This is a genomic window from Arthrobacter sp. PAMC25284 (genome assembly GCF_019443425.1).
Lineage (GTDB): Bacteria > Actinomycetota > Actinomycetes > Actinomycetales > Micrococcaceae > Arthrobacter > Arthrobacter oryzae_A.
This window is the reverse complement of sequence record NZ_CP080382.1, coordinates 2,299,634-2,321,919: the sequence shown is the minus strand read 5'-3', so window position 1 is coordinate 2,321,919 and position 22,286 is coordinate 2,299,634. Positions and strand designations below refer to the sequence as shown.

General features: G+C 68.6%; 18 protein-coding genes and 3 pseudogenes. 14 read left to right on the top strand and 7 right to left on the bottom strand.

Features of this window, described 5'->3' with window-relative positions; genetic code table 11:
* Window positions 1-20: 20 nt before the first annotated feature.
* The 6 genes and pseudogenes from KY499_RS10745 to KY499_RS10720 all read left to right on the top strand — a co-directional run bounded on the left by KY499_RS10745 (window position 21) and on the right by KY499_RS10720 (window position 3,476).
* Window positions 21-917, top strand: coding sequence for a glycerophosphodiester phosphodiesterase family protein (locus tag KY499_RS10745; protein WP_123256614.1), 897 nt, complete (start codon window positions 21-23; stop codon window positions 915-917).
* Between the two features lie 65 nt (window positions 918-982).
* Window positions 983-1,462, top strand: a complete 480-nt coding sequence (locus tag KY499_RS10740; RefSeq protein WP_219885378.1) for a hypothetical protein — start codon at window positions 983-985, stop codon at window positions 1,460-1,462.
* Window positions 1,459-2,197: pseudogene (locus KY499_RS10735) on the top strand (AzlC family ABC transporter permease). The gene KY499_RS10740 and the pseudogene KY499_RS10735 overlap by 4 nt, the downstream one beginning before the upstream one ends.
* The gene (locus tag KY499_RS10730) at window positions 2,194-2,505 is read left to right on the top strand and encodes an AzlD domain-containing protein (protein WP_123256617.1); all 312 of its coding nucleotides are present in this window, start codon (window positions 2,194-2,196) and stop codon (window positions 2,503-2,505) included. Before KY499_RS10735 ends, KY499_RS10730 begins: the two are co-directional and overlap by 4 nt.
* Window positions 2,506-2,547: 42 nt before the next feature.
* On the top strand, window positions 2,548-2,754 hold the full coding sequence (locus tag KY499_RS10725; protein WP_219887067.1) for a hypothetical protein: 207 nt from the start codon (window positions 2,548-2,550) through the stop codon (window positions 2,752-2,754).
* Window positions 2,754-3,476, top strand: a complete 723-nt coding sequence (locus KY499_RS10720; protein WP_123256618.1) for an ANTAR domain-containing protein — start codon at window positions 2,754-2,756, stop codon at window positions 3,474-3,476. Before KY499_RS10725 ends, KY499_RS10720 begins: the two co-directional genes overlap by 1 nt.
* Before the next feature lie 29 nt (window positions 3,477-3,505).
* On the opposite strand, the gene KY499_RS10715 is transcribed toward KY499_RS10720, so the two are convergent.
* Window positions 3,506-4,138, bottom strand: coding sequence for a TetR/AcrR family transcriptional regulator (locus tag KY499_RS10715; protein WP_123256619.1), 633 nt, complete (start codon window positions 4,136-4,138; stop codon window positions 3,506-3,508).
* Between the two features lie 172 nt (window positions 4,139-4,310).
* On the opposite strand from KY499_RS10715, the gene KY499_RS10710 reads away from it, so the two are divergent.
* From KY499_RS10710 to ppsA, 6 genes are all read left to right on the top strand, one after another.
* On the top strand, window positions 4,311-4,649 hold the full coding sequence (locus KY499_RS10710) for a thiamine-binding protein (protein ID WP_219885377.1): 339 nt from the start codon (window positions 4,311-4,313) through the stop codon (window positions 4,647-4,649).
* Between the two features lie 48 nt (window positions 4,650-4,697).
* A complete protein-coding gene (locus tag KY499_RS10705) occupies window positions 4,698-5,375 on the top strand; it encodes an O-methyltransferase (protein WP_123256621.1) in 678 nt (225 codons plus the stop codon).
* Window positions 5,376-5,481: 106 nt separating this feature from the next.
* A complete protein-coding gene (locus KY499_RS10700) occupies window positions 5,482-6,699 on the top strand; it encodes an acyl-CoA dehydrogenase family protein (protein WP_258190717.1) in 1,218 nt (405 codons plus the stop codon).
* Entirely contained in the window at window positions 6,693-8,135 is a 1,443-nt protein-coding gene (locus KY499_RS10695) for a bifunctional PIG-L family deacetylase/class I SAM-dependent methyltransferase (RefSeq protein ID WP_219885376.1), read from the top strand. Before KY499_RS10700 ends, KY499_RS10695 begins: the two co-directional genes overlap by 7 nt.
* A 5-nt stretch (window positions 8,136-8,140) precedes the next feature.
* The gene (locus KY499_RS10690; RefSeq protein WP_219885375.1) at window positions 8,141-8,932 is read left to right on the top strand and encodes a glycosyltransferase family 2 protein; all 792 of its coding nucleotides are present in this window, start codon (window positions 8,141-8,143) and stop codon (window positions 8,930-8,932) included.
* 225 nt (window positions 8,933-9,157) lie between these two features.
* Window positions 9,158-11,557 carry a phosphoenolpyruvate synthase gene (gene ppsA / locus KY499_RS10685; protein WP_219885374.1) on the top strand — a complete coding sequence of 800 codons (2,400 nt, stop codon included), beginning with the start codon at window positions 9,158-9,160 and terminating at the stop codon, window positions 11,555-11,557.
* Here the strand turns inward: ppsA and KY499_RS10680 are convergent.
* Window positions 11,546-13,486, bottom strand: coding sequence for a heavy metal translocating P-type ATPase (locus tag KY499_RS10680; protein ID WP_123256625.1), 1,941 nt, complete (start codon window positions 13,484-13,486; stop codon window positions 11,546-11,548). The genes ppsA and KY499_RS10680 overlap by 12 nt on opposite strands.
* Window positions 13,487-13,605: 119 nt before the next feature.
* Here KY499_RS10680 and KY499_RS10675 point away from each other — a divergent pair, with 119 nt between their 5' ends.
* Window positions 13,606-16,836 carry an HAD family hydrolase gene (locus KY499_RS10675; protein WP_219885373.1) on the top strand — a complete coding sequence of 1,077 codons (3,231 nt, stop codon included), beginning with the start codon at window positions 13,606-13,608 and terminating at the stop codon, window positions 16,834-16,836.
* A 71-nt stretch (window positions 16,837-16,907) separates the two neighbouring features.
* On the opposite strand, the gene KY499_RS10670 is transcribed toward KY499_RS10675, so the two are convergent.
* The 4 genes and pseudogenes from KY499_RS10670 to KY499_RS18580 all read right to left on the bottom strand — a co-directional run.
* Window positions 16,908-17,918, bottom strand: a complete 1,011-nt coding sequence (locus KY499_RS10670; protein WP_123256627.1) for a zinc-dependent alcohol dehydrogenase family protein — start codon at window positions 17,916-17,918, stop codon at window positions 16,908-16,910.
* A gap of 264 nt (window positions 17,919-18,182) precedes the next feature.
* Window positions 18,183-18,947: a universal stress protein gene (locus tag KY499_RS10665; protein WP_219886986.1), complete on the bottom strand. Its 765-nt coding sequence runs from the start codon at window positions 18,945-18,947 to the stop codon at window positions 18,183-18,185.
* Window positions 18,948-19,295: 348 nt separating this feature from the next.
* A pseudogene (locus tag KY499_RS18585) lies at window positions 19,296-19,382 on the bottom strand (hypothetical protein); the annotation flags it as partial.
* A gap of 106 nt (window positions 19,383-19,488) precedes the next feature.
* A pseudogene (locus KY499_RS18580) lies at window positions 19,489-20,235 on the bottom strand (YihY/virulence factor BrkB family protein); the annotation flags it as partial.
* A 100-nt stretch (window positions 20,236-20,335) separates the two neighbouring features.
* Between KY499_RS18580 and KY499_RS10655 the strand changes: the two are divergent.
* The gene (locus tag KY499_RS10655) at window positions 20,336-21,259 is read left to right on the top strand and encodes a spermidine synthase (RefSeq protein WP_123256628.1); all 924 of its coding nucleotides are present in this window, start codon (window positions 20,336-20,338) and stop codon (window positions 21,257-21,259) included.
* On the opposite strand, the gene KY499_RS10650 is transcribed toward KY499_RS10655, so the two are convergent.
* Window positions 21,256-22,191, bottom strand: coding sequence for a LysR family transcriptional regulator (locus KY499_RS10650; RefSeq protein WP_123256629.1), 936 nt, complete (start codon window positions 22,189-22,191; stop codon window positions 21,256-21,258). The two genes, KY499_RS10655 and KY499_RS10650, sit on opposite strands and share 4 nt — an antisense overlap.
* Window positions 22,192-22,286: the final 95 nt, after the last annotated feature.

Sequence of the window (22,286 nt, the reverse complement as noted above, 5' to 3'; positions counted from 1 at the left end):
GCATCCGCTAACGTGACACCATGACGACTCAGGAGAAGGCAGCCCGCCCGCTGGTCTACGCCCACCGGGGTTCCAGCGCAGCCTTTGCCGAGCACACCCGGGCCGCCTACCTGCAAGCAATAGCCGACGGCGCCGACGGTGTGGAATGCGACGTCCACCTGACCCGGGATCAGCACGCGGTGCTGCTGCACGACGCTACCCTCGACCGCACCTGCGACGGAACCGGCCAAGTGGCCGACCGTACCCTGGAGGAACTCCGGCTGCTGGACTTTTCCTCGTGGAAGGGCGCCAGGATCCCGGATGCCTATGGCGGGAAGTCCGATCAGTTCCTGACCCTGCCCGAGCTGCTGGATATCCTCCGCTCGGCGGGCCGGGAGATTGGGCTGGCCATCGAGCTTAAGCATCCCAGCCCCTACCAGCTCAAGCTGGAGGACCGGGTCCTGGAGCTCCTGACGGCCGAGGGGTGGGATCCGGCTACGTCGGAACTGGAGAACGTCAGGGTCTCCTTTATGAGTTTCAGCCCCGAGTCCGTCAAACACCTGCTCAAGTTCGTGCCGCAGTCGGCCGTCTGCCAGCTCGTGGACGACGTCGACGTGCAGGAAATCCGGGAGGAGCTCGGGCTCGGCGCGCTTACCGGCGGGGCCCTGGCAAACGTCCTGAAGGCTGCGCAGACGGAGGCCGAACGGATCCTGGAGCACGGCGAAGCGGGCCTGGCCGGACCCGGCATCGACTACGTCCGGCAGCATTCCCGGATAATTCGCCGCTGGCTGGACGCCGGCCGCCGGGTCCGGGTGTGGACGGTCGATTCTGACGAGGATGTGGCGCTCTGCCGGGACCTTGGCTGCCAGGAACTCACGACGAACCGGCCGGCCCGGGTCCTGGCCCGGCTCGCTGCCGGCAGCCAGGCCGCACGGTGAGATGGCGGTCCACCCGGTTGCCGGGTGGATTACGGACTGCCCGGCGGCTGTGATTGAGTGGTTCCATGCCATTTAGCTGGTCCGGCCGGACCACCCAGACGCTGTCCGCGGCGGCATTGAGCGCGCTGCTGCTGGCCAGCGCCGGAAAGCACTTCGACGAACCCGGGCTGTTCGTCGGCACAGTCCCGGACGTTCTCTGCCGCGACGATTCAGGGGATCATTCGAACGGACCCTTCGCGGTGCTCTCGCGTGAGGAATGGGTGGCGGTGAGCGGACTGCTGCAAGCGGGGGCCGCCGTCGGTCTCCTGATCCCGGCAACACGCCGGGCCACTGCCGCCTGCGTGGCTGCCTTGTCCGGGCTCCGCCTGGCCTGCCGCCTCGATGTGCTGCGCCGGGCGGATGGCCCCGGCGGCACGTCACGGCAGCGCTCGGAGCATGCGCTCCGGCTCGCGCTCCACGTGCCACTGATCGCGTGGGCGTGGAGCCTGCGCACGCCGGTTCTGTCCGTCGTGTCCCGGCCCGGACCGGCTGAACTGCTGCGATGAAGTTCCGGCATTCCCCGGCAGCCCGGATCGGGCTGTCGATCAGCATCGCCACCGGCCTGTACGGGGTCTCCTTTGGCGCCTTGTCCGTCACCTCCGGACTCGATTTCTGGCAGACCATGGCCTTGAGCCTGCTGCTGTTCAGCGGCGGCTCGCAGTTCGCGTTCATCGGCGTCATCGCCGGCGGCGGCTCGGGCCCTGGCTGCGATGGGGGCCGCCACGCTGCTGGGCATGCGCAACGGGATATACGGAATGCAGATGAACGCGCTGCTGCAGCCGCGCGGCTGGCTCAGGTTCGCCGCCGCTCACGTGACAATCGACGAGTCAACAGCCACGTGCGCCGGACAGACGGACCCGGTCGAGCAGCGGCGCGGCTTCTGGACCGCAGGACTCGGGATCTTCGTCCTGTGGAACCTGTTCACCGCGGTGGGCGCACTCGCGGGCGGATCGCTTGGGGACCCCAAGCAGTGGGGGCTCGACGGCGCCGCGGTCGCGGCTTTCCTGGGGCTGCTGTGGCCGCGGCTGAAGGGCCGCGAACCGGTGGCGATCGCCGTCGTATGCGCGCTGGCCACCGTACTGGCGGTCCCGTTCGTGCCTGCCGGTGTGCCGATCCTCATTGCCGCCGTGGTCGCCGCCGGGATCGGCTGGTTCAGCCACGGACGAAGCGACGAAGGCCTGGAACCGGACGTTGACCCGTATGCGGAGCATTCCGGACGTGCCCCGGGCGGCGCCGCATGAACCTTTGGCTGTGGCTGTTGCTCGCCTGTCTGCTGGCTTATGCGTGGAAATTCCTGGGCTACCTCGTGCCGGCAGACCTGCTCCGCAACCCCCGGATGTCGAGGATTGCCGGCACCATGACCATCGGCCTGCTGGCGTCCCTGACGATCGTGAACGCGGTGGCCGCCGGGCAGTCCCTCGTGCTGGATGCGCGGCTGGGCGCGCTGGCGGCTGCCGGCCTCGCCCTGTGCCTCCGGGCTCCGTTCCTCGTCGTTGTGCTCGCCGGTGCCGGCGCGGCGGCCGGACTGCGGCTCCTCGGCTGGGGCTGATCCCGGGAACGGTCTTTAGTCCCTAGTGGCCGCCGAGGCTTCATGGGAGCATGGATTATGCGTGATCACGACGAACGCGGTTCAGCCATGCCCGTCCGGGGGCATCGCTCCAAGCCGCACGAACCACACGTTCACACCGGGGTCTTGTCCACGAAAGACCTGCAGGAGTTGGCCCAGCGCCGCAGGGAGGCCGAGGAGAAGCTGCAACAGCATCTGCTCGAGGCCAAACAGAAGCAGACCGGGCACTGATGGCAGATCCGCGGTTGGGGGAGCGGCTGCAGGACCTCGTGCTGGAGGACTGCGGGATCGAGCAATTCCTCGAGGACTTCGCTGCCATGTCGGCGGAGTTCGCTACTGCTGCGGCCGGGTGCCCCGTTCTGGCGTCTGTCCGCCTCACCCGGGACCGGGAGCCCGTTATGATGGCCGGCAGCTGCTCCGAGGCGCTGGCCCTGGAAGAACTGCAGGACCGGTTTCCCGGCTCCGGCATGGAATCCTTGAAGGCAGGGAACACCGTCGTTCCGGGCCGGCCCGGCACCGGACCCCGGTTGTCCCGCTACCAAGCGGCTGCGGCGCAGCGGGGAATCCACGGCATCATGGGCATCCCCCTGGCCCTGGACGGGGACGCAGCAGCCACGTTGTCCTTTTTCTCCCGCAGTCCGGAGGCCCTGGACGGCGGAGCCGCTGACGCGTGCCTGGTGTTCGCGGCCATGGCCGGTAAACCGCTGCGGCTGGCCGTGCGGCTCGGAACAGTCCGGAGCCTGAACCGCGATTTGCTGCAGGCCATGAAGTCCCGCACGTCCATCAACCTGGCCTCGGGCGTCCTCATGGCACAGAGCAGATGCTCCCAGGCGGAGGCCTTCGACCTCCTCAGCAAGGCCTCGAACAGCCGCAACGTCAAACTGCGGACGGTGGCCGAGGAGATCCTGCGCCGCTTCGACTCCGGGAATTGCGTCACGGATTTCAGCACCTGAATCCAGGTCCAGGGCCGCGCCGCGGACCGCTAGCCCAGTGGATCCTCGATGGTGGCGTTGTACAGCGGGGCCTGCGGCGGCAGCGGCCGGCGCGGCCGCTCGGTCCGTATGGCGTCCTCGAACAGGGCCACCGGCCGGCGCCAGGCATCGGAGCCAGGCATTATGGTGTCCACGACACCAATCAGCATGGCCAGGAGGCGGATCATGTCGGTCATGGAGATGTCACTTCGCAACGTGCCCTGGCGCTGCCCCCGGCCCAGCAGCACGGCGACTGATTCGACCATGCCGCCGGTGATGCCGGTCAGCGACCCGCGCCGGCCCGCCACGGCAGTGACCAGATTCGCGTCTTCGCTGGCAACCTCCATCAACGCGTCGATGACCAGGAAGAGTCCATCGGCCGCGTCCGGCGTGGCCAGTGCTTGTCCGATGACCGGGCCCACGCGCAGACGGAGCTGCCTGTTCAGCGCCGCCAGCACCAACTCTTCCTTGTCCGCGAAGTTTCTGAAGAGCGTGGCAGGGCCTACTCCGGCGGTGGCGGCGATGGTTTGCAGCGGCACGTCCGGCCCGTGGTCGCGGAAGCACTGATGGGCCGCGGTGATGATCTTGTCCACATTTCGCGCGGCATCGGCTCGGAGCGGCCGGCGGTCTGCGTCCCGGTTCATTTGGCTAGGGTAGCAACGCGCTGGTTGAGGAAAGCTGTTGGCCCTGGTTGGCCCGTTGTATGACGGTTAAGACCGGCCAAAGAACCGCCGCGCGGCGGCCCGCGTGGCAGACTGGTGCCAGCGTGCCAGCCAGGTTTGTCCGGAGCCCCGGATACGTGAAGGGAATTGATCCATGCTCGTTGCATTTTCCGTTGCCCCCTCGGGTGCCCCCGCCGGCGGTCCGGCTCCGGGCGATGCCTCCGTCCACGATGCCGTTGCAGCGGCGGTGCGGATCGTCCGTGAGTCCGGGTTGCCGAACCATACGGATGCCATGTTCACCACGATCGAGGGCGACTGGGATGAGGTGTTCGACGTTATCAAACGTGCGACGGACGCCGCGGGGCGCTTCGGCAGCCGCGTCTCCCTCGTGCTCAAAGCGGACATCCGTCCCGGGTTCTCAGGCGAACTCGCCGGTAAAGTGGAGCGGTTGGAAAAGGCAATTGACGTTCCAGTGGAGCCCGGGCAGGTTTAAGCGCCGGACACCCTTCCGGCGGAACCGTCCAACTGGGAGACTGTCGGCATGATCGAGCATCCTGCCGCCCCGGCCTGGTCTGCCGTGGAGGACTACCTTGCTGAGACTGTGGTCCGCCCCGACCGAACCCTCCTCCATGCCGTGACCTCCGCCGCCGAGGCGGGGATGCCGCCCATTGAGGTAGCGCCGAACGCCGGCAAGCTCCTGCAGTTGCTGGTCCGGCTCTCCGGCGCCCGCCGGGTGCTGGAGATAGGCACCCTGGCCGGCTTCAGCACGATCTGGATGGCGAGGGGCCTGCCCGACGGCGGCCGGCTGGTCAGTTGCGAGTACCTTCCGGGCCACGCGGAGGTGGCCCGGGCCAACATCGACGACGCGGGCCTCGGGGCCAAGGTGGAGATCAGGGTAGGTGCGGCCCTGGACACCCTTCGAGCCCTTAAGGAGGAGGACGCGGAGCCCTTCGATTTCGTCTTCATCGACGCGGACAAGGAAAATAACCCGCACTATCTGGAGTGGGCCATCCGGCTGGGGCGGTCCGGAACTGTGGTGGTGATCGACAACGTGGTGTGGGACGGCGCCGTGCTGGATCCATCCCGCGACCCGGCAAACGTTCGCGGCATCATTGCCGCGCTGCAAATGATGGGCGAGGATCCGCGGCTCGACGGCACCGCCATCCAGACTGTGGGCACCAAGGGCTGGGACGGCTTCGCGCTGGCGCTGGTCCGGTAGCCCGCCACTCGCCCCGGATGCTAAGTGTGCTTATATTTGAGAGGGTGCCGCTGCTTCGGCGGCCGCCGCCACGACCGACCACACCCTCCGAAGGGACAGTTGCCGAATGACCGGGACTTCCACCGCGGACAGCCCGCGGGCCGTCAGGATCAGCTCGCCCGACACCGGCCTCCACGCGCTCGGACCCCTGTTGTCCGCGGCGCACGCAGCCAGCGGCGACGTGCCGGCGCTCCTTGAGCTGGCGCAGACCGCCGCCGGGACTGCTCCGTCGCCGGGGGACGGCAGAACAGCCCAGCTGTGGGAAATCCTGGCCTCCGTGACCGCAGTCGACGTCGCGGCCGGCCGGGTGCTCGAACCGCATCTGGATGCGGCCGCCATCCTGGCCCAGGCCAGCACGGCCAGCACGGCCAGCACGGCCAGCACGGCCAGCACGGCCAGCACGGCCAGCACGGCCAGCACGGCCAGCACGGCCAGCACGGCCAGCACGGCCAGCACGGCCACCACGGCCGGCGCCGCGCCAGCCGACCGCGGACCGGCGGAGGCTGAGGGGCTCCGACCGGCGGGGACCTGGGGCGTTTTCGCGGCTGAGGCGGCGGGACTTCGGCTGGAGGCCAGGCCAACCGGCAACGGCTTTCGGCTGCATGGATCGAAACCGTGGTGCTCGCTCGCCGCGCAGTTGGACGGGGCGGTCGTGACGGCCCACACGGACGCCGGCGCCCGGGCCGCCTTTGCCGTCGACCTCCGCGCCCCGGGCGTTGACGTCGCGGACCCGGGATGGACCAGCAGGGGGCTCCGCGAAATCCCCAGCGGCACCGTCCACTTCGAGGACGTCCCGGCCGTGCCGCTGGGCGGACCCGGCTGGTACTACCGGCGCCCCGGATTCGCGTGGGGCGGGATGGGAGTTGCCGCCTGCTGGTTCGGGGGCGCCGTCGCGGTGGCACGCGGCTTTGCCGGATCGCTGCGGGACACGGCGGCCGGCGGACGTGACCCGGACCAGGTTGCCCTGGCCCACCTCGGCGAAATTGACCGCACCCTGAGCGCCCTGCGGGCCTGCCTGGCCCAGGCGGCCGCCAGAATCGACGCTGGAGACCTCTCCGGCCCGGGAGCCTGGAACGAGGCCTTGCGCGTGAGGGGAACTGTCGCTTCCGCCGTCGGACACATCCAGTCACTGGTGAGTCAGAACCTGGGGCCGGGACCGCTGGTCTTTGACGAACAATACGGAAAACGGATGGCGGACCTCTCGCTGTATCTTCTCCAGCACCGTGCAATGCGAGACGACGCCCAGTTGGGCGGCCTGACCCTGGCCGGAGGGGACCCATGGTGAAATTTACCCACCAAGACGCCGGCACCAGCGCAGACCACTGGGCGGCCGGCGGCCTGACGGCGCTTCCAGAGCTGCCGCTGGACGCTGCTGAACTCGCCCGGACGACGTTTATTGTCCTCGCTGCCCACCCCGACGACGAATCCCTGGGCGCCGGCGGACTTCTCACCCGGCTGCAGGGACTCGGGGCCGGCATCACGGTCCTGCTGTGCACGGCAGGGGAAGCCTCGCATCCCGGATCGCCGACGACGACGCCGGACCGGCTTGCCGCTGTCCGGTTGGCGGAATTCGCCGCCGCGCTGGCGCAGCTCCAGCCGGCCCCGGACCCCGCCGGTCCGGCGGCGGACTGGCGTTACCTGGGTCTGCGGGACGGGAACCTTGCCGGGCACCGGGAGCAGATAAGCAGGGCACTGGCTGACGCCGACGCCAGCCGGAATACGGACCGGACCATCGTCGTCGCCCCGTACCGCCACGACGGGCACACGGACCACGAGACGCTGGGGTCCGTCGCCGCCGAGTTTTGCGCCGCCCGCGGGTACGGGCTGCTGGAGTACCCCATCTGGTACTGGCTGTGGGCGGACCCGGACGACGAGGCATGGCGGGCCTGGCGCCGGCTGCCACTAAGCCCGGCGGAACAGCAGGCGAAAACTGCCGCCATGGCCTCACACGGTTCGCAGATCCGGGCGCTGTCGCCCCTGCCGGGGGATGAAGTGCTCCTGCCGCCGGCCTTTCTGGAACACTTCGAGCGGTCCTGGGAGACGTATGCCTGGCAGCGCCCGGGGCACGCCGGAGCCTCCGGGCGGGCCTACGCCGCCGCCGACGCGGAGACCGTTTTCGACGCCGTCCACCGCCGCGGCGATGATCCCTGGGACTACACGGGCAGCCGGTATGAACAGCGCAAACGTGCCCTCACCCTTGCCGTGCTGCCCGAACATTCCTACGCCTCCGGGCTGGAAATTGGCTGCTCGATCGGGACGCTGAGCGCAGACCTGGCGCAGCGCTGCGACAGCTTCCTTGCCGTCGATGCGAGCAGCGCAGCACTGGGGCACGCCACCGCCCGGCTCGCACACTTGCCCTCGGCCCGGACCCGCCAGCTCACCGTTCCGCAGGACTGGCCGGACGAAACCTTCGACCTGATTGTGGTCTCGGAAGTGGGGTACTACCTTGCGCCGGATGAACTGGCCTCGCTGTTTTCCCGGGTCGAGGGGACGCTGCGGCCGGGCGGGACCCTGCTCCTGTGCCACTGGCGGCATCCCATCGACGGCTGGGAACTCGACGGCGACGCCGTGCATGCCGCCGCGCACCGGCAGCTGGGCTGGGCCGATGCCGGGCTGTACCGGGAACGGGACTTCGTTCTTGAGGTTCTTCGCGCCCCGGACGCCGGCCTGGCCGCCGCCCCGGACGCCGGCCTGGCCGTCGCCCCGGAACTGGACCGGTGACCCGGATGGCCACGACCGCCGGGCCGCTGCCGTCGCGGAACCGCATCGCGCGCGTCGCTGTGGTGATGCCGGCCCACAACGAGGAAGAGCATCTGGACCGGGCCCTCAACGCGGCGCGCCGGGCCGTCGACACCCTGCACCGGACCCTGCCCGAGGTGGAATGCGGCGTGATGGTGGTGCTGGATGGCTGCACCGACGGTTCGGCGCGCATCACGGCACGGCATGTTGCCGCCGACCGCCGCATCAGCGCCGTTGAGGTGCCGTTCCGCAGCGCCGGTGCCAGCCGTGCCGCGGGAATCCGGGCCGCCGGCATCGGTCCCAGTCCGGCGCAACCGGGAACACTGCCTTGGACGCCACGGCCGGCGGCCCGGATCTGGCTGGCCAACACCGACGCCGACTCCCAGGTCCCGGAGAACTGGCTGGTGCGTCAGCTCGAGTTCGCGGATGCCGGTGCCGACGCCGTGCTGGGCTCGGTGGAGCCGGACCCCGACGGGATGGATCCGGAACTGCTTCGGCGCTGGCGGGAACGCCATCCTTTCACCGAGGATCACCCGCACGTCTACGGGGCCAATCTTGGAGTGCGCGCGTCGGCCTATGTGGCGGCCGGCGGGTTCCCGGACGCCGCCTCGCACGAGGACACGATCCTCATTCAGCGCCTCCGAAGCAGCGCGTTCACGGTCACCAGCACAGACAGCGTGCGGGTGCTGACGTCCGGGCGGACCCGGCCCCGGGCCCCGGAAGGCTTCGGCACCTACCTGCGGGATCTGGAACGCTACCGGCCGTCCGCGGCCGGCTGACACAGCCGTGCGTACCGGGCGCGCCGCGGGAGGGCACGCCTATGGATGTGCGGCCGCCCCGCCGGCCATCCGGCGCAAGCCGCCCGCCGCCGACTACCGGTCGCAAGGTCCAAAGACTCTGCCGGGCGGGCACGGTGCCGGGAAAGATCAGAGGCAGCAGCTGGCCGCCAAACACGGCTCCATCACAAACACTGTCCGGCAATGACGGGTGGGAGCGCAGGCATCATGGTTCAATCCCCGGTGAAGTGGTTTGAGGACACGGGCATCGGCGATGTCGCGCAAGTAGGCGGCAAAAACGCCTCCCTCGGTGAGCTCATCCGGTCGCTCACCGCTCGGGGCGTGCGCGTCCCCGACGGGTTCGCCACCACGGCCGACGCCTACCGGGCGTTCCTCGATGCCAACGGGATCGAGGCGGCCATGCGCTCGCGGATCCGCGACTACCGGGCCGGGGAAGCCACGCTGCGCGCCACCGGCGAGGCCATCCGGGCGCTTTTCCTGGAGAGCGAATTCCCCGTCGACATCGCCGGGTCCATCCGCACCCACTACCGGGAACTGGGCCGGCGGGCCGGACTGGAGCGGCTCTCCGTCGCCGTCCGCAGCAGCGCCACGGCCGAGGACCTGCCCGACGCGAGTTTCGCCGGGCAGCAGGAGACCTTTTTGAACGTGGCGGGGGAGCGCGACCTGCTGGACGCCTGCCGCCGCTGCTACGCCTCGCTCTTCACCGACCGTGCCATCAGCTACCGGGAGATCAAAGGATTTGGCCACCTCGACGTCGCGCTCTCGATTGGGGTGCAGCGGATGGTCCGGTCCGACGTCGGCGCGTCCGGTGTGATGTTCTCCATCGATACCGATTCGGGGTTTCCCCGCGCCGCCGTGATCAGCGCCGCCTGGGGACTCGGCGAAACCGTCGTCCAGGGCACCATCAACCCGGACAACTATGTTGTGTTCAAGCCCCTCCTGACGGACCCGGACCTGGCACCGATCATCGAAAAGACCCTCGGGTCCAAGGAACGGAAAATGGTGTACAGCCGCGGCGGCAGCGCCCGCACCCGGATGATGGACACCTCGGACGCGGAACGCCGGACTTTCGTTCTGGATGACGCCGAAATTCTCGCCCTCGCCCGGTGGGCCGTCACCGTCGAGGAGCACTACGGGCGGCCGATGGACATGGAATGGGCCCGTGACGGCGTCACCGGCGAGCTCTTCCTGGTCCAGGCCCGGCCCGAAACCGTCCAGTCGCGCAAGACCGGCCCGCGCTTCGTGCTTCACCACCTGTTGGAGAGAGGCGAGGTGCTGGCGACCGGATCAGCGGTTGGCGACTCCATCGCCCACGGCACGGCCTGCGTGATCCGGACAGCCGCGGACATCGCTGAGTTCCGTGACGGCGCCATCCTGGTCACGGAAATGACCGACCCGGACTGGGTGCCCGTGATGAAGCGCGCGGCCGGGATCGTGACGGACCATGGCGGACCCACGAGCCATGCGGCCATCGTCAGCCGGGAGCTGGGCGTGCCGGCCGTCGTCGGAACCGGCAACGCAACCGGCGTGCTGGCGGAGGGACAGGCCGTCACGATTTCCTGCGCCGAAGGGGCCCAGGGCCGGGTCTATGCCGGCAGCCTGGCGTTCGAGACGGAAGAAGTGGACCTCGGCGAACTGCCCGCGACCCGCACCGCCGTGATGGTCAACATCGCCAGCCCCGCCGCCGCCTTCCAGTGGTGGCGGCTGCCCGCCGCCGGTGTCGGACTCGCCCGGATGGAATTCATCATCAGCAACCTGATCCGGATCCATCCGATGGCGCTGGTGCATCCGGACCGGGTCGCGGATTCCGCCGAAACGGAGCAGATCCGGGCGCTGACGAGCGGCTACCCGGACCCGACGGAGTACTTCGTGGATACCCTCGCGCGGGGCATCGGCAAGCTCGCCGCGCCCTACCACCCGCTCCCGGTGATAGTGCGGCTCAGCGACTTCAAGACCAACGAGTACGCCCACCTGATCGGTGGCGCCGCGTTCGAACTGCCGGAGCTGAACCCCATGCTGGGTTTCCGCGGCGCGTCCCGCTACTACGACGACCGCTACCGGGAAGGTTTCGCCCTCGAATGCGCTGCCCTCAAACGCGTCCGCGAACGGCTCGGCTTCAGCAACGTGATCGTGATGGTACCGTTCTGCCGCACCACGCAGGAGGCGGACAAGGTGCTGGCGGTGATGGCGGAGAACGGCCTGGTCCGCGGCGGAAATGGGCTGCAGGTCTACATGATGTGCGAGATTCCCGCGAATGTCGTCCTGGCCGAGGAATTCGCCACCCGCTTCGACGGCTTTTCCATCGGTTCCAATGACCTCACGCAACTGGTCCTGGGTGTGGACCGGGACTCGGCGCAGCTTGCGGCGCTCTTCGATGAGCGGGATCCGGCCGTGATGGCCATGATCAGCGAGGCCATCCGCAAGGCCCACGCCGCGGGGATCAAGATCGGTATTTGCGGCCAGGGTCCCAGCAACCACCCGGAATTCGCCGCATTCCTGGTCCGCGAAGGCATTGATTCGATCTCGCTGAACCCTGACAGCTTCCTGTTGACCGTCCCGGCCATTGCCGAAGCGGAGAACGCGGAAGGCCTTCCCTCAGCGGGGTAGGTCTCCCCGCGCCGGCGGCAGCCCGGGCTTCAGCCCGGCGGCAGGCGTGCCGGCGCCGCCGCTCTTGCCGGCGCCATGGGTCCGGCCTCCGCTCAGGGCGCGCAGCGCGTTCAGGATGGTGGCCAGGTCCACCAGTTCCTGGGACAGTGCGCCCACGACGGCCGGGACGTAGCCCGCCGCGGCGGCCAGCATCAGGGCCACGCTGAGTCCAATGCCGATCCAGATGCTCTGCAGCGCCACCTGCACCGTGCGCTGCCCGATCCGGACCGCAGACGCCGCCTTGGACAGGTCATCGAGGATGATCACGACGTCGGCGGACTCGCCCGCCGCCGTCGAACCCCGGGCTCCCATGGCGATGCCGACGTCGGCGACCGCCAGCACGGGGGCGTCGTTGACGCCGTCGCCGACCATCATCACAGGCCGGTCAGGCAACGAACGGACCGCGTCCACCTTGTCCGCCGGCAGGCACTCCGCCCGGACATCGGTAAGGCCCGCCTCAGTCGCGATGTGCTGCGCTGTGGGGAGCGCGTCGCCGGTCAGCATCACGGTCTGCGTCACACCCAGGTCCCGGAGCTCGCTGAGGGTCCGGCGGGCTTCGGGGCGGATCGGATCGCTGAGGATGAGCGAACCAGCGAACTCCGCGCCTACCCCGACGTAAACGGCGATCTCGCCGCTGTCCAGGTCCGCCGCCCGCACCCCGGGGACCGACTCCGCTACGAAGCCTGGCTTGCCGACCACCACGTCCCGGCCATCGAACCGGGCGCGGACCCCATGGGTGGCGAATTCGGTGGCTTCGGCGGCGGTCGCCAGCATCAGGCCCCGCGAGCGGGCGGCGTTGACGACCGAAGCTGCGAGAACATGCGAGGAATACTGTTCGGCTGAGGCCGCCATGCGCAGCACCTCGTCCTCCGGCAGTATCCCGGAGGTCCGCACGGCGACGAGGGCCGGCTGGCCGTGGGTCAAGGTCCCGGTTTTGTCGAACGCGGCGGTCTTGATCCGTCCCAGCTGTTCCAGGACGCCAGCGTACTTGACGATGATGCCTGCGCGGGCGGCCCGGCTCATGCCGCCGAGGAAGGCCACCGGCGCGGCAATCAGCAGCGGGCAGGGTGTGGCCACCACGAGCACCTCCGCGAACCGTGCGGGGCTGCCGCTGATGATCCAGGCCGCGCCGCCCAGCAGATAGGCGAAGGCGGTGAACGGCACGGCGTAGCGGTCAGCCAGCCGAACCATGGGGGCCTTGCTGTCCGAGGCCTCCTTGACCAGTGCGATGATCCGGCTGTACTGCGAATCTTCCAGCAACGCCGTGACCTGCATCCGGACCGCAGCTTCCCCGTTGAGGGATCCGCTCATGAGCGGGTCCCCGGCGGTCCGCTCCACCGGAAGGCTTTCCCCGGTGAGCGAGGATTCGTCGAACGTGCCGGATGCAGAGAGCAGGATTCCGTCCAGGGGCACCACTTCGCCCGGTTTGACCAACAGGATGTCCCCGATCCGGACGTCGGTGGCCGCCACTTCCTCGTGGTTGCCGCCGACGTTGTTGCCGTTGCCGTCGGCGTGGTTACCATGGCGTTCCCGGTGGGCCGTCTGCGGAACACGCTCCAGCAGGGCTGTCAGCTCCCCCTTGGCCCGGCCTGCCGCGTAGTCCTCCAATGCCGTTCCGCCGGCCAGCATCAGGACGATGATCATCGAGGCCAAAAACTCACCGACCAGCACAGTGCTGACGATCGCGGTGACAGCCAGGATATCTATGCCCCACCGTCCGCCCAGCAGGCGGCGGATCATCCCTACGGCGAGGTAGAGAGCCACGGCGAGGGCGTAGACGCTTGCGGCGAGCCGGGCGATGCCGGGTTGCCCGGACAGCAGCAGGATGATGACCGCCGACAGCGCGGCGACCGTCCCTGCAACGAGCGGATATTTGAGCACGATTTTCACGGATGACCCGCCCTCGTTCTCTCCATTTCGACTACCTGAATCCTACTGCGCCCTCCCGCACCAACGTCTCGGGCCGGGCGCCACTGTCGTCCGGCCCCGATCGCTGCTAGGAATGAACCATGACGGAGTCGCCGACTGTTGCCGCCGCGCTGGCGCCTGTCGACGCCGTGATCTTTGACCTCGACGGCGTCGTGACGGACACCACCGGGCTGCGGATCGCGGCCTGGCGGCAACTGTTCGACGCCGTGCTGCAGGACGCGCGGCTCCCCACGGAGGCGAGGCGGGGTCCGCTTCTGGACAGCGACTTCACTGGCTGCATCGAGGGGCGAACCGGGGAAGAAGGGGCAGCAGCCTTCCTCGCCTCCCGCGGGGTCTCGATACCGCCCGGCCGTCCGTCCGACACCCCCGGGGAATGGACCGTGTTCGGACTGGCGGCACGCCACGATGACGTGTTTGCGCACCTTCTCCGTGAGCATCCGGTGCGTGTTTTCCCCAGCACCGTCGGATTCCTGAAGCGCCTCCGGGCCGGCGGGATCCCCGTGGTCCTGGCTACCTCCAGCCGGACCGCCGGCGCGGTCCTGGCGGCAGCCGGTCTCCGGGGCGCCTTTGACTTCGTCATCGACGGACAGACGGCCGTGGACCGTCACGTTGCCGGCGAGCCGGCCCCCGCACTCGTACTTGAGGCTGTCCGTCGGCTGGAGATTGCCCCGTCGCGCGCCATGGTCATCGCTCAATCACTCCCCGGGGTCGAAGCGGGCCGCCGCGGCGGGTTCGGTCTGGTGGTGGGCCTCGACCGCGCCGGACGCCGCGCTGCACTGGAAGCCGCCGGAGCCGACGTCGTGGTTGAAGACGTCATCGAGCTGGACATCGGGCTGGTCATCACCGACCCGTGGCTGCTGACCTATGCGGGCTCCGACCCGGTTCACGAAGGGCACCGGGAGGCGCTGACCACCCTCGGCAACGGATATATGGCCACCAGGGGAGCGGCCCCCGAACACCGCGCCGACGGGGTGCACTACCCCGGAACCTACCTTGCCGGGATCTACAACAGCCTCCGCAGCGTCGTCGACGGCCAGGAATCCGTGGACGAGCACATGGTCAACATCCCGGACTGGCTGCCGCTGGACGTCCGGATTGAGCGCGGGGACTGGTGGTCCGGCGGTGGGCTGAGGCTCCGGAGCGAACGCCGCACCCTGGACCTCAAGCGCTGCCTGCTCAGCCGGGAAACGCTGCTCGAGGACGGCGCCGGACGCCGGCTCCAGGTACTCCAGCGCAGGATAGTCTCCATGGCTGAACCGCATCTGGCCGCACTGGAAATGACGCTGACCGCACTGGGCTGGAGCGGCACTATCAGCGTCCGGAGCGGCTGCGACACGGAGGTCACGAACGCGAACGTGCCCGACGACGGACAGCTGGCCAGACGGCACCTGACCGACGTCAGTGTTTCCGCGTCCGGTGGCGGCGACGGCGGAGCCGCGACCGGCAGCGGTTCCGTCATCGGCAGCCGCGGTGGAGGTTCGGGCGCCTGCTTGACTGTGGAAGCGCAGACAAACCAGAGCCGGATCGGGATTGCCATGGCCCTCCGCACCGACGTCGCCGGCCCGCCTGAGCCTGTGCACGGGACCCCCGAGCAACTGGCTGGACTGCACAGCCACCGTTTCGAGCTTGCGATTACCGAGGGGGCGCCGGTCACCGTGACGAAAACGGTTGCCGTTGCCACCTCCCGGGACCGCGCGATCTCTTCGCCCCGGACCGCGGCCCTCACGGCACTGGACCGGGCGGACCCGAGCTTTGAGGTCCTGCTCGCGGAACATGAGGCGGCCTGGGGCCAGCTGCTGGCCCCCTTCATTATCGAGTTCGATGCGCCGTCGCAGGCACGTTTGATCCTGAACCTGCATGTGTTCCACTTGCTCCAGACCCTCACCGGGCACACGGCTGAGCTGGACGCCGGAGTTCCCGCCCGCGGGCTGCACGGCGAAGGCTACCGGGGGCATGTGTTTTGGGATGAACTTTTTGTCCTGCCCGTCCTGAACTCACGGAGCCCCGCCCTTGTCCGGGAGATGCTGGACTACCGCTGGCGGCGGCTCGGGACAGCCCGGGATGCCGCACGCGCGGCCGGGCTCCGGGGCGCGCAGTTCCCGTGGCAGAGCGGCAGCGACGGCACCGAGCAAACACCCACAATGCTGTTCAACAGATTGTCCGGCCACTGGATGCCGGATTACTCCCGGCGGCAGCGGCACGTTGGCCTGGCAGTCGCCTACAACGCCTGGCAATATTTCGAGGCCACGCAGGACCGCGCCTGGCTGATCAGCCATGGTGCGGAAATCGTGGTGGAGGTCGCGAGGCTGTTCGCCTCCCTCGCGGACCATGACACTGTGGAGGACCGTTTTCACCTCAGGGGGGTCATGGGGCCGGATGAGTACCATACCGGCCCCCCGGGCGACCCTGGCGGCGGTCTCGCTGACAACGCCTACACCAACATCATGGCGGCCTGGGTCTTTGACCAGGCGGTCTGGATCATGCACTCCGTCCAGGGGTTCGACATGGACGAACTGCGCGCCAGGCTCAGCGTCGACGGAGCGGAAATCGAAGGCTGGGAGCGGTTGAGCCGGCGGATGTTCGTTCCGTTCCACGGCGACGGCATCATCAGCCAGTTTGACGGTTACAGTTCCCTCCGGGAGTTTGACTGGGACCACTACCGCCGGACCTACGGGAACATTGAGCGGCTGGACCTGATTCTGGAAGCCGAAGGCGACAGCACCAACCACTACCGGCTGGCCAAGCAGGCCGATGTCCTGATGCTCCTGTACGTCCTGGGCGAAGACCAGCTGCTGGGCTTCCTGGGCCGCATGGGCTATTCGGTGACGCCCGCGCAAATCACCGCCACCGTCGATTTTTATCTGGCCCGTACCGCCCACGGCTCCACCCTGAGCCGCGTGGCGCACGCGTCCGTGCTGGCGCAGCGGGACCCCGAGCGGGCCTGGGCCACGTTCCGGGAAGCACTCGACGCGGATCTGGACGACACCCAGGGCGGAACGACCCGCGCCGGCATCCATCTGGGCGCCATGGCGGGCTCGATCGATGTCGTCCAGCGCAGCTTCGCCGGGTTGCGGATCACCCGCGACGCCCTGCACTTCACCCCGAGGCTGCCCGCGCAGCTCCACGAGGTGGTTTTCCAGGTCCGGTACCGGGACCAGCTGCTGTCCGTCCGTCTCGAGACCGGCCGGCTGCAGGTCTCGGCCGCCCCCGGCGACGCCGACCCGGTCCTGGTCCGGGTCGGCGCGGAACAGGCGCTGCTCCGGGCCGGTCAGGAGCATGAATTCCGCTACCCGGACCAGCGGCACCGCTGACCAGGGCAGAGCCGCTCCAGGACACGCACCACGCCTGCGGACCCGGCGGCCCGTGCCCGGTCTGGAAAGGCTTAGACCGCCGGGGCCACGCTCAGCACGGCGGCACCCGTAATCCGGTCCGCCGCGAGATCCCGCAGCGCCTGATCCGCGGCGGCGAACGGGTACGGGACGGTGGTAGGACGGATCGGGATTTCGGCCGCGATTCGAAAGAACTCCTCGCCGTCGGCCCTGGTATTGGCGGTGACGCTGCGGAGCTGCCGTTCCTGAAACAGATCGGCGGTGTAGTGCAGCGGTGGGATATCACTCAAATGGATGCCCGCCACCGCGAGGGTCCCCCCGCGGTCCAGGGCCCGCAGCGCCACGGGCACCAGACTGCCGACCGGCGCAAACAAGATGGCGGAGTCCAGCGGATCCGGCGGCAGTTCCGCGGCCCCGCCGGCGAAGCTGGCGCCCAACGACAGGGCGAGCCGGCGGGCCTCCTCGGACCGTGTCATGACATAGACCCGTGCGCCCCGGTGGAGGGCGATCTGGGCGGCCAGATGGGCGGATCCGCCAAAGCCGTAGATTCCCAGCCGTCCGCCGATAGGCAGCTCAGCGCGGCTCAATGCGCGGTAGCCGATAATCCCGGCACACAGCAGCGGCGCGGCCTCCTCATCCGTAAAGATCTCCGGAATCCGGTAGGCGAAGTCCTCGGCCACCGTGATCAGTTCCGCGTAGCCGCCGTCGCGGTCCCAGCCCGTGAACGTGGGGGACAGGCACAGGTTCTCCTGGCCGCGCAGGCAGAAGCGGCACGACCCGCAGGTTCCGCCCAGCCAGGCGACGCCGACGCGCTCGCCGACCCGGAACCGGTCGGCTCCCGGGCCGGACTCGAGCACTTCACCGACGACCTCGTGACCCGGGACGATGCCGGGATGCCGCGGCTGGAGATCGCCCTCTGCGAGGTGCAGGTCAGTACGGCACACGCCGCAGACCCGGACCCGGAGGAGCACCTGGCCGCGCCCGGGCCGGGGTTCCGGACACTCGGCAGCCTCCAGGGGGCCGTCAGAAATCGGTCCCGGATGTCCAACCCGCCAAACCCTCACGGCGGCCTCCTCTTCCTGTCAATCCTGTGAGCGGGCCGTGCCCGCTCGTCGGTACGTGTCGGATCCGGTCAGCGAGTGATAAGCACGTTGCAGTCAGCCTTGTGCAAGACCGCCGAAACAGTGTTTCCCGGCCCGGATCCCGGAGTGTGAATGCCGAGTACCAGCACGTCGGCGTCAGATGCGGCGGAGAGCAGCTCCTTGGCGGCTTGGCCGTCGGTCAGGAAGCCGTCAACCTGCAGGCCGGGAGCTGACCTCCGCGCCTCGTCAATTGCGTGGTCCAGCAGCGCCTGTCCGTGCAGCAGAGCGTGGCGGCCCGCGCTGCTCCCTGGTTCCCGTCCACTTCGACGAGACGTGGACGAGCCGTAGCGGGACGCCCAAGGCGACGGCCAGCCGCACGGCGTCGGCCAGCGCCGCCGCGTTCCGTGTTCCAGCGCCGACGCCATCAATGCCATCGCCGACGCCATTGCCGCCGTCGATTCCGGCCACGATGGTGCCGTCGGGAATGGACGGACGCCGGATGACCATAACGGGGCAGAGGGCGGAGCTGGCCAGATCCGCACACGTGGAACCCGCAAGCGAGCCCAGCACGGCGCCCATACCGCGGCTGCCCACAACCAGCAGTTGCGCGTCCCGGGCGGATTCCCGCAGGACTGGTGCGGGCAGGCCTGCCGCCATGAGGCCCTCAACCCCAGCCCCGTCCATGCCGGCAGCCCCGCCGGCTTCCGCTCGGGCCTCCCCGTCGGCGACCCCGCCGGCTTCCGCTCGTGCTTCTGCGGCTGCCGCGCATGCCAACTCGACGCCTTCGGCCAGCACGGCCTCCGCGGCGTGCCGCAGTCCGCTCCCCGCGATGCCCTTAACCGGTCCAAGGCTCCGGGTGAAGACAGGCCACACCCAGGCATGGACTACCAGAAGCTTCAGCTGACGTTCTGCGGCGTAGCCAGCGGCCCAGCGAAGAGCCAGCTTGGCGGATTCGGACCCGTCGTAGCCAACCGCCACGACGCCGCCGTCCTGGCCTGCGGGTGTCGGCATGGATCCTCCCGGCTCAACTGCAATACCGCCTCTCCCGGCGGCATCTGCCCCAGTAGAGCGCGGTTGGGCGGGCCCTGGCAAGGGACTTTGGTCCTGCGGCTGCGTGCGTCTCTCGTCAGGTACGGGTTGCGCGTGGTCCCGCCCATCCTTTCCGTGATCTTCGCGCAGTTCGCGCCCGCGCCGGATGTCCTCGTCCCTTCGATCCTGCAGGGTATCGCGCCGTTCTGTGCTTCGGAGCGGGAGCCTGAGGGTTTCCTCCGCCGCGATTCCGGACAGCAGCTGCCGGCCCCGCTCCATTTCGGCGTTGAACTCCGCGCCAAGCAGGAGGGACATATTCAGGATCCAGATCCAGAGCAGCATCACCAGGACGCCACCGATCGCGCCGTACGTCCTGTTGTAGCTGCCGATGGTGGATACGTAGAAAGCAAACCCCAGGGACGCGGTGATGGAGACAGCCAGCGCGAGAAGCGCGCCCAGGGCCCAGCCATCGAAACTTGGGTTGCTTCACGTTCGGGGTCGCGTAGTAGAGGATGGCAATCGCCGCTACGACCAACAGCACCAGGATCGGCCACTTGAGGATATTCCAGGTCGCGAGGAACGCTTGGCTGAGTCCGATGACGCTGCCGACCGCTTCGGCAACCCGTCCACTCAACACGAGCATGGCAGCGACAGCGGCCGCGATCACAACGGTGATTACAGTAACGACGAGCATTGTTCCCCGGCGCCTGATGAAGGGCCGGCCCGCGTCGATCTGATAGATCCGGTTGATGGCCCGGGAGAACGCGGCGACATAGCCGGACGACGACCATAGCGCCGTCAGGATGCCGATCACCAGGGTGAAGCCGGCGGACGGTGAATTGGTCAGTTCCTCGATCGGGCGTCGGATGATGTCCACGGCCGACCCCGGCGCGATGCCCCGGACGATCTCCAGCAGCGCGGCCGTGGATTCTTCGGCCTGCCCAAAGACCCCCAGGAGGGCGACCAATATCAACAGGGCCGGGAAGAGTGACAGCACGGAGTAAAACGTCAAGGTTGCCGCAAGGTCGTGGCACCGGTCAGACCTGAATTCCCGCGCCGTCTTCCAGAGGATGTACTTCCACACTGGCTTTGTCAGTTTGGCGGGATGGTCCACTTTGCTGGCGTCGTCCGCGTCCCTGGCGTGCTCGCCGTCGTCCGCGTCCCTGACGCCCTCGGCGTCGTCCGCGTCCCTGACGCCCTCGGCGTCGTCCGGTTCGGGGGCCTTTCTGTTCCTGGCTGTGCGGCTGTGCGCTGATCCGGCGGCAGTCATAATGCCATTCTCTGCCCTGGTGGCCGTCCTGGCCACGGGCGGCCAGGCACAAAGGGCGGGTGAATTAGGGTTGAACCATGAAAATTACGGTGGACGGCTAATGGCCAAACGTGGCAGGGCGGCTGGTCGGAGCACCGCGAACGTGTCGACCGGCGTGGTGGACGTACCTAAGGGAACCCGTCCTGACGGCCCGACGGCTGGCGTCTACTACATCGATACCGGGGACTGCGAGCTGATCCCGGACCAGGACAATTCCAGCGGCTGGCTGCTGCGCATCAACGGGGTAATGAGCTCGCACATAGACCTGGTGGATCCGCTGTTCCTTGACTTCGAATACATGCGCTGGATTGCCGCCCTCGTGGAATCCCGCTGGCCGCGCGACGCCAAACCAAAACTCCGCGCCCTCCACCTCGGCGGGGGAGCATGCTCAATGGCCCGCTATTTCCATGCCGCCTATCCGGACGCCCGCCAGATCGTTGTGGAACTGGACGGCAAGCTGGCCGGGTACGTCCGCGGCTGGTTCGATCTTCCCAAGGCGCCTCTGCTCCGGCTGCGGGTGGGGGAAGCCCGTGAGGTCACCGAAAGCCTCACCCCGCAGACGCGGGACGTGATTATCCGTGACGTCTTCGCCGGGTCTATCACGCCCCGGCCCCTGACCACCGCGGAATTCAACGGCCAGGCCAAGGCCGTTCTGGCCCCCGGCGGGATCTATGTGGTGAATTCCGGCGACGCTCCAGACCTCAAAAACGCCCGCGAGGATGCCGCTACCATTGCGGCATCCTTCGAACACACGATGATCATCGCGGATCCGGCCATGCTCAAGGGACGGCGCTTCGGCAACATGGTGATGGCCGGCAGCGACCTTCCGTTCGACGGCGATCCCGGGCTCGCGCGGCGCCTGCTGGGAGGCGCGGTACCCGCCCATATCTGGAACGATGCCAAGGTCAGGGCATTCGCCGCCGGCGCCGCAGTCCGCCGCGATCCGCCCGCACCAATGGCTGGCTCCGCTCCGGCGCCTGGCTAAGGTACAGCCGGCCGGATTGAGGCGGCCGCCGCATGCCCGCCACGGCCCAACAGTGCCTCCCGGTGCGCGGCCGTCTGCACCCGCAGCGCCTGCACTACTGCCGCCACCGCGGGGCGGCGCATTGAATCCGGCCGCAGCACCATCCAGTAAGGAAGCAGTTCGGCGAAGTCACCCGGCAGCAGCCGAACCAAATCCCGATGTATATCCGCCGCGAAGCACGGCAGGAATCCGATCCCGGCGCCGGCCCGGGTCGCCTCGACATGGACGAAGACGTTCGTCGAACTGAGACCGTCACGCATCCCCGGTACGAGCCGGCGCGGAGCATCCAGATCGTCCACCTGCAGCATGGAATCGACGAAGTAGACCAGCGCGTGGGTCGTCAATTCCTCGACCGTCGCCGGGCTCCCGTACTCCGCGAGATAGTCCCGTGAGGCGTACATGCCCAGCATGTACTCACCCAGCCGGGCGGCTTCCGCCCGGTGGACCTGCGGTTCCCCGACCACCACTTCAATGTCCAGCCCGGAGCGCTGCTGGAGCGCACGCCGGGTCACCGTTACTATCTCCACGCTCAGCCCGGGATGGCTGCGCCGCAGCCGCGTCACCGCAGGCGCCGCGATATAGGCGCTGAAAGCATCCGTTGCCGTCATCCTGACGACGCCGGTGACCGGATCCGGCGCCTGGCCCGGCTGCTCCAGGAGCCTGACGGCGCCTTCGACTTCTTCCGCGACCCGGACCGCCTGCTGGCCCAGCTCAGTCAACTCCCAGCCGCCTGCGGCACGGGCGAGCAACCGCCCTCCCAGTGCCTTTTCCAGCGCCGCGATCCGCCGCGATACGGTCGTGTGGTTAAGCCCGAGCGCCTGGGCCGCCGTCGTGAATTTGGCCGAACGGGACACGGCCAGCAAGACCAGCAGATCATCGGGATTGGCTTTCATATCTGCAATTCTGCACGCATACGGTGCTGCTTTGACCATTGAACTGCCAGATTTGTGCAGCAATACTCTATGGAAGCCATCTTAGTGCTGTGAAT

Bases quoted from the DNA above. Each gene is read 5' to 3' on its own strand.
- KY499_RS10745 (WP_123256614.1), top strand. From the start codon at position 21: ATGACGACTCAGGAGAAGGCAGCCCGCCCGCTGGTCTACGCCCACCGG.
- KY499_RS10740 (WP_219885378.1), top strand. From the start codon at position 983: ATGCCATTTAGCTGGTCCGGCCGGACCACCCAGACGCTGTCCGCGGCG.
- KY499_RS10730 (WP_123256617.1), top strand. From the start codon at position 2,194: ATGAACCTTTGGCTGTGGCTGTTGCTCGCCTGTCTGCTGGCTTATGCG.
- KY499_RS10725 (WP_219887067.1), top strand. From the start codon at position 2,548: ATGGGAGCATGGATTATGCGTGATCACGACGAACGCGGTTCAGCCATG.
- KY499_RS10720 (WP_123256618.1), top strand. From the start codon at position 2,754: ATGGCAGATCCGCGGTTGGGGGAGCGGCTGCAGGACCTCGTGCTGGAG.
- KY499_RS10715 (WP_123256619.1), bottom strand. From the start codon at position 4,138: ATGAACCGGGACGCAGACCGCCGGCCGCTCCGAGCCGATGCCGCGCGA.
- KY499_RS10710 (WP_219885377.1), top strand. From the start codon at position 4,311: ATGCTCGTTGCATTTTCCGTTGCCCCCTCGGGTGCCCCCGCCGGCGGT.
- KY499_RS10705 (WP_123256621.1), top strand. From the start codon at position 4,698: ATGATCGAGCATCCTGCCGCCCCGGCCTGGTCTGCCGTGGAGGACTAC.
- KY499_RS10700 (WP_258190717.1), top strand. From the start codon at position 5,482: ATGACCGGGACTTCCACCGCGGACAGCCCGCGGGCCGTCAGGATCAGC.
- KY499_RS10695 (WP_219885376.1), top strand. From the start codon at position 6,693: ATGGTGAAATTTACCCACCAAGACGCCGGCACCAGCGCAGACCACTGG.
- KY499_RS10690 (WP_219885375.1), top strand. From the start codon at position 8,141: ATGGCCACGACCGCCGGGCCGCTGCCGTCGCGGAACCGCATCGCGCGC.
- ppsA (WP_219885374.1), top strand. From the start codon at position 9,158: ATGGTTCAATCCCCGGTGAAGTGGTTTGAGGACACGGGCATCGGCGAT.
- KY499_RS10675 (WP_219885373.1), top strand. From the start codon at position 13,606: ATGACGGAGTCGCCGACTGTTGCCGCCGCGCTGGCGCCTGTCGACGCC.
- KY499_RS10665 (WP_219886986.1), bottom strand. From the start codon at position 18,947: ATGCCGACACCCGCAGGCCAGGACGGCGGCGTCGTGGCGGTTGGCTAC.
- KY499_RS10655 (WP_123256628.1), top strand. From the start codon at position 20,336: ATGGCCAAACGTGGCAGGGCGGCTGGTCGGAGCACCGCGAACGTGTCG.
- KY499_RS10650 (WP_123256629.1), bottom strand. From the start codon at position 22,191: ATGAAAGCCAATCCCGATGATCTGCTGGTCTTGCTGGCCGTGTCCCGT.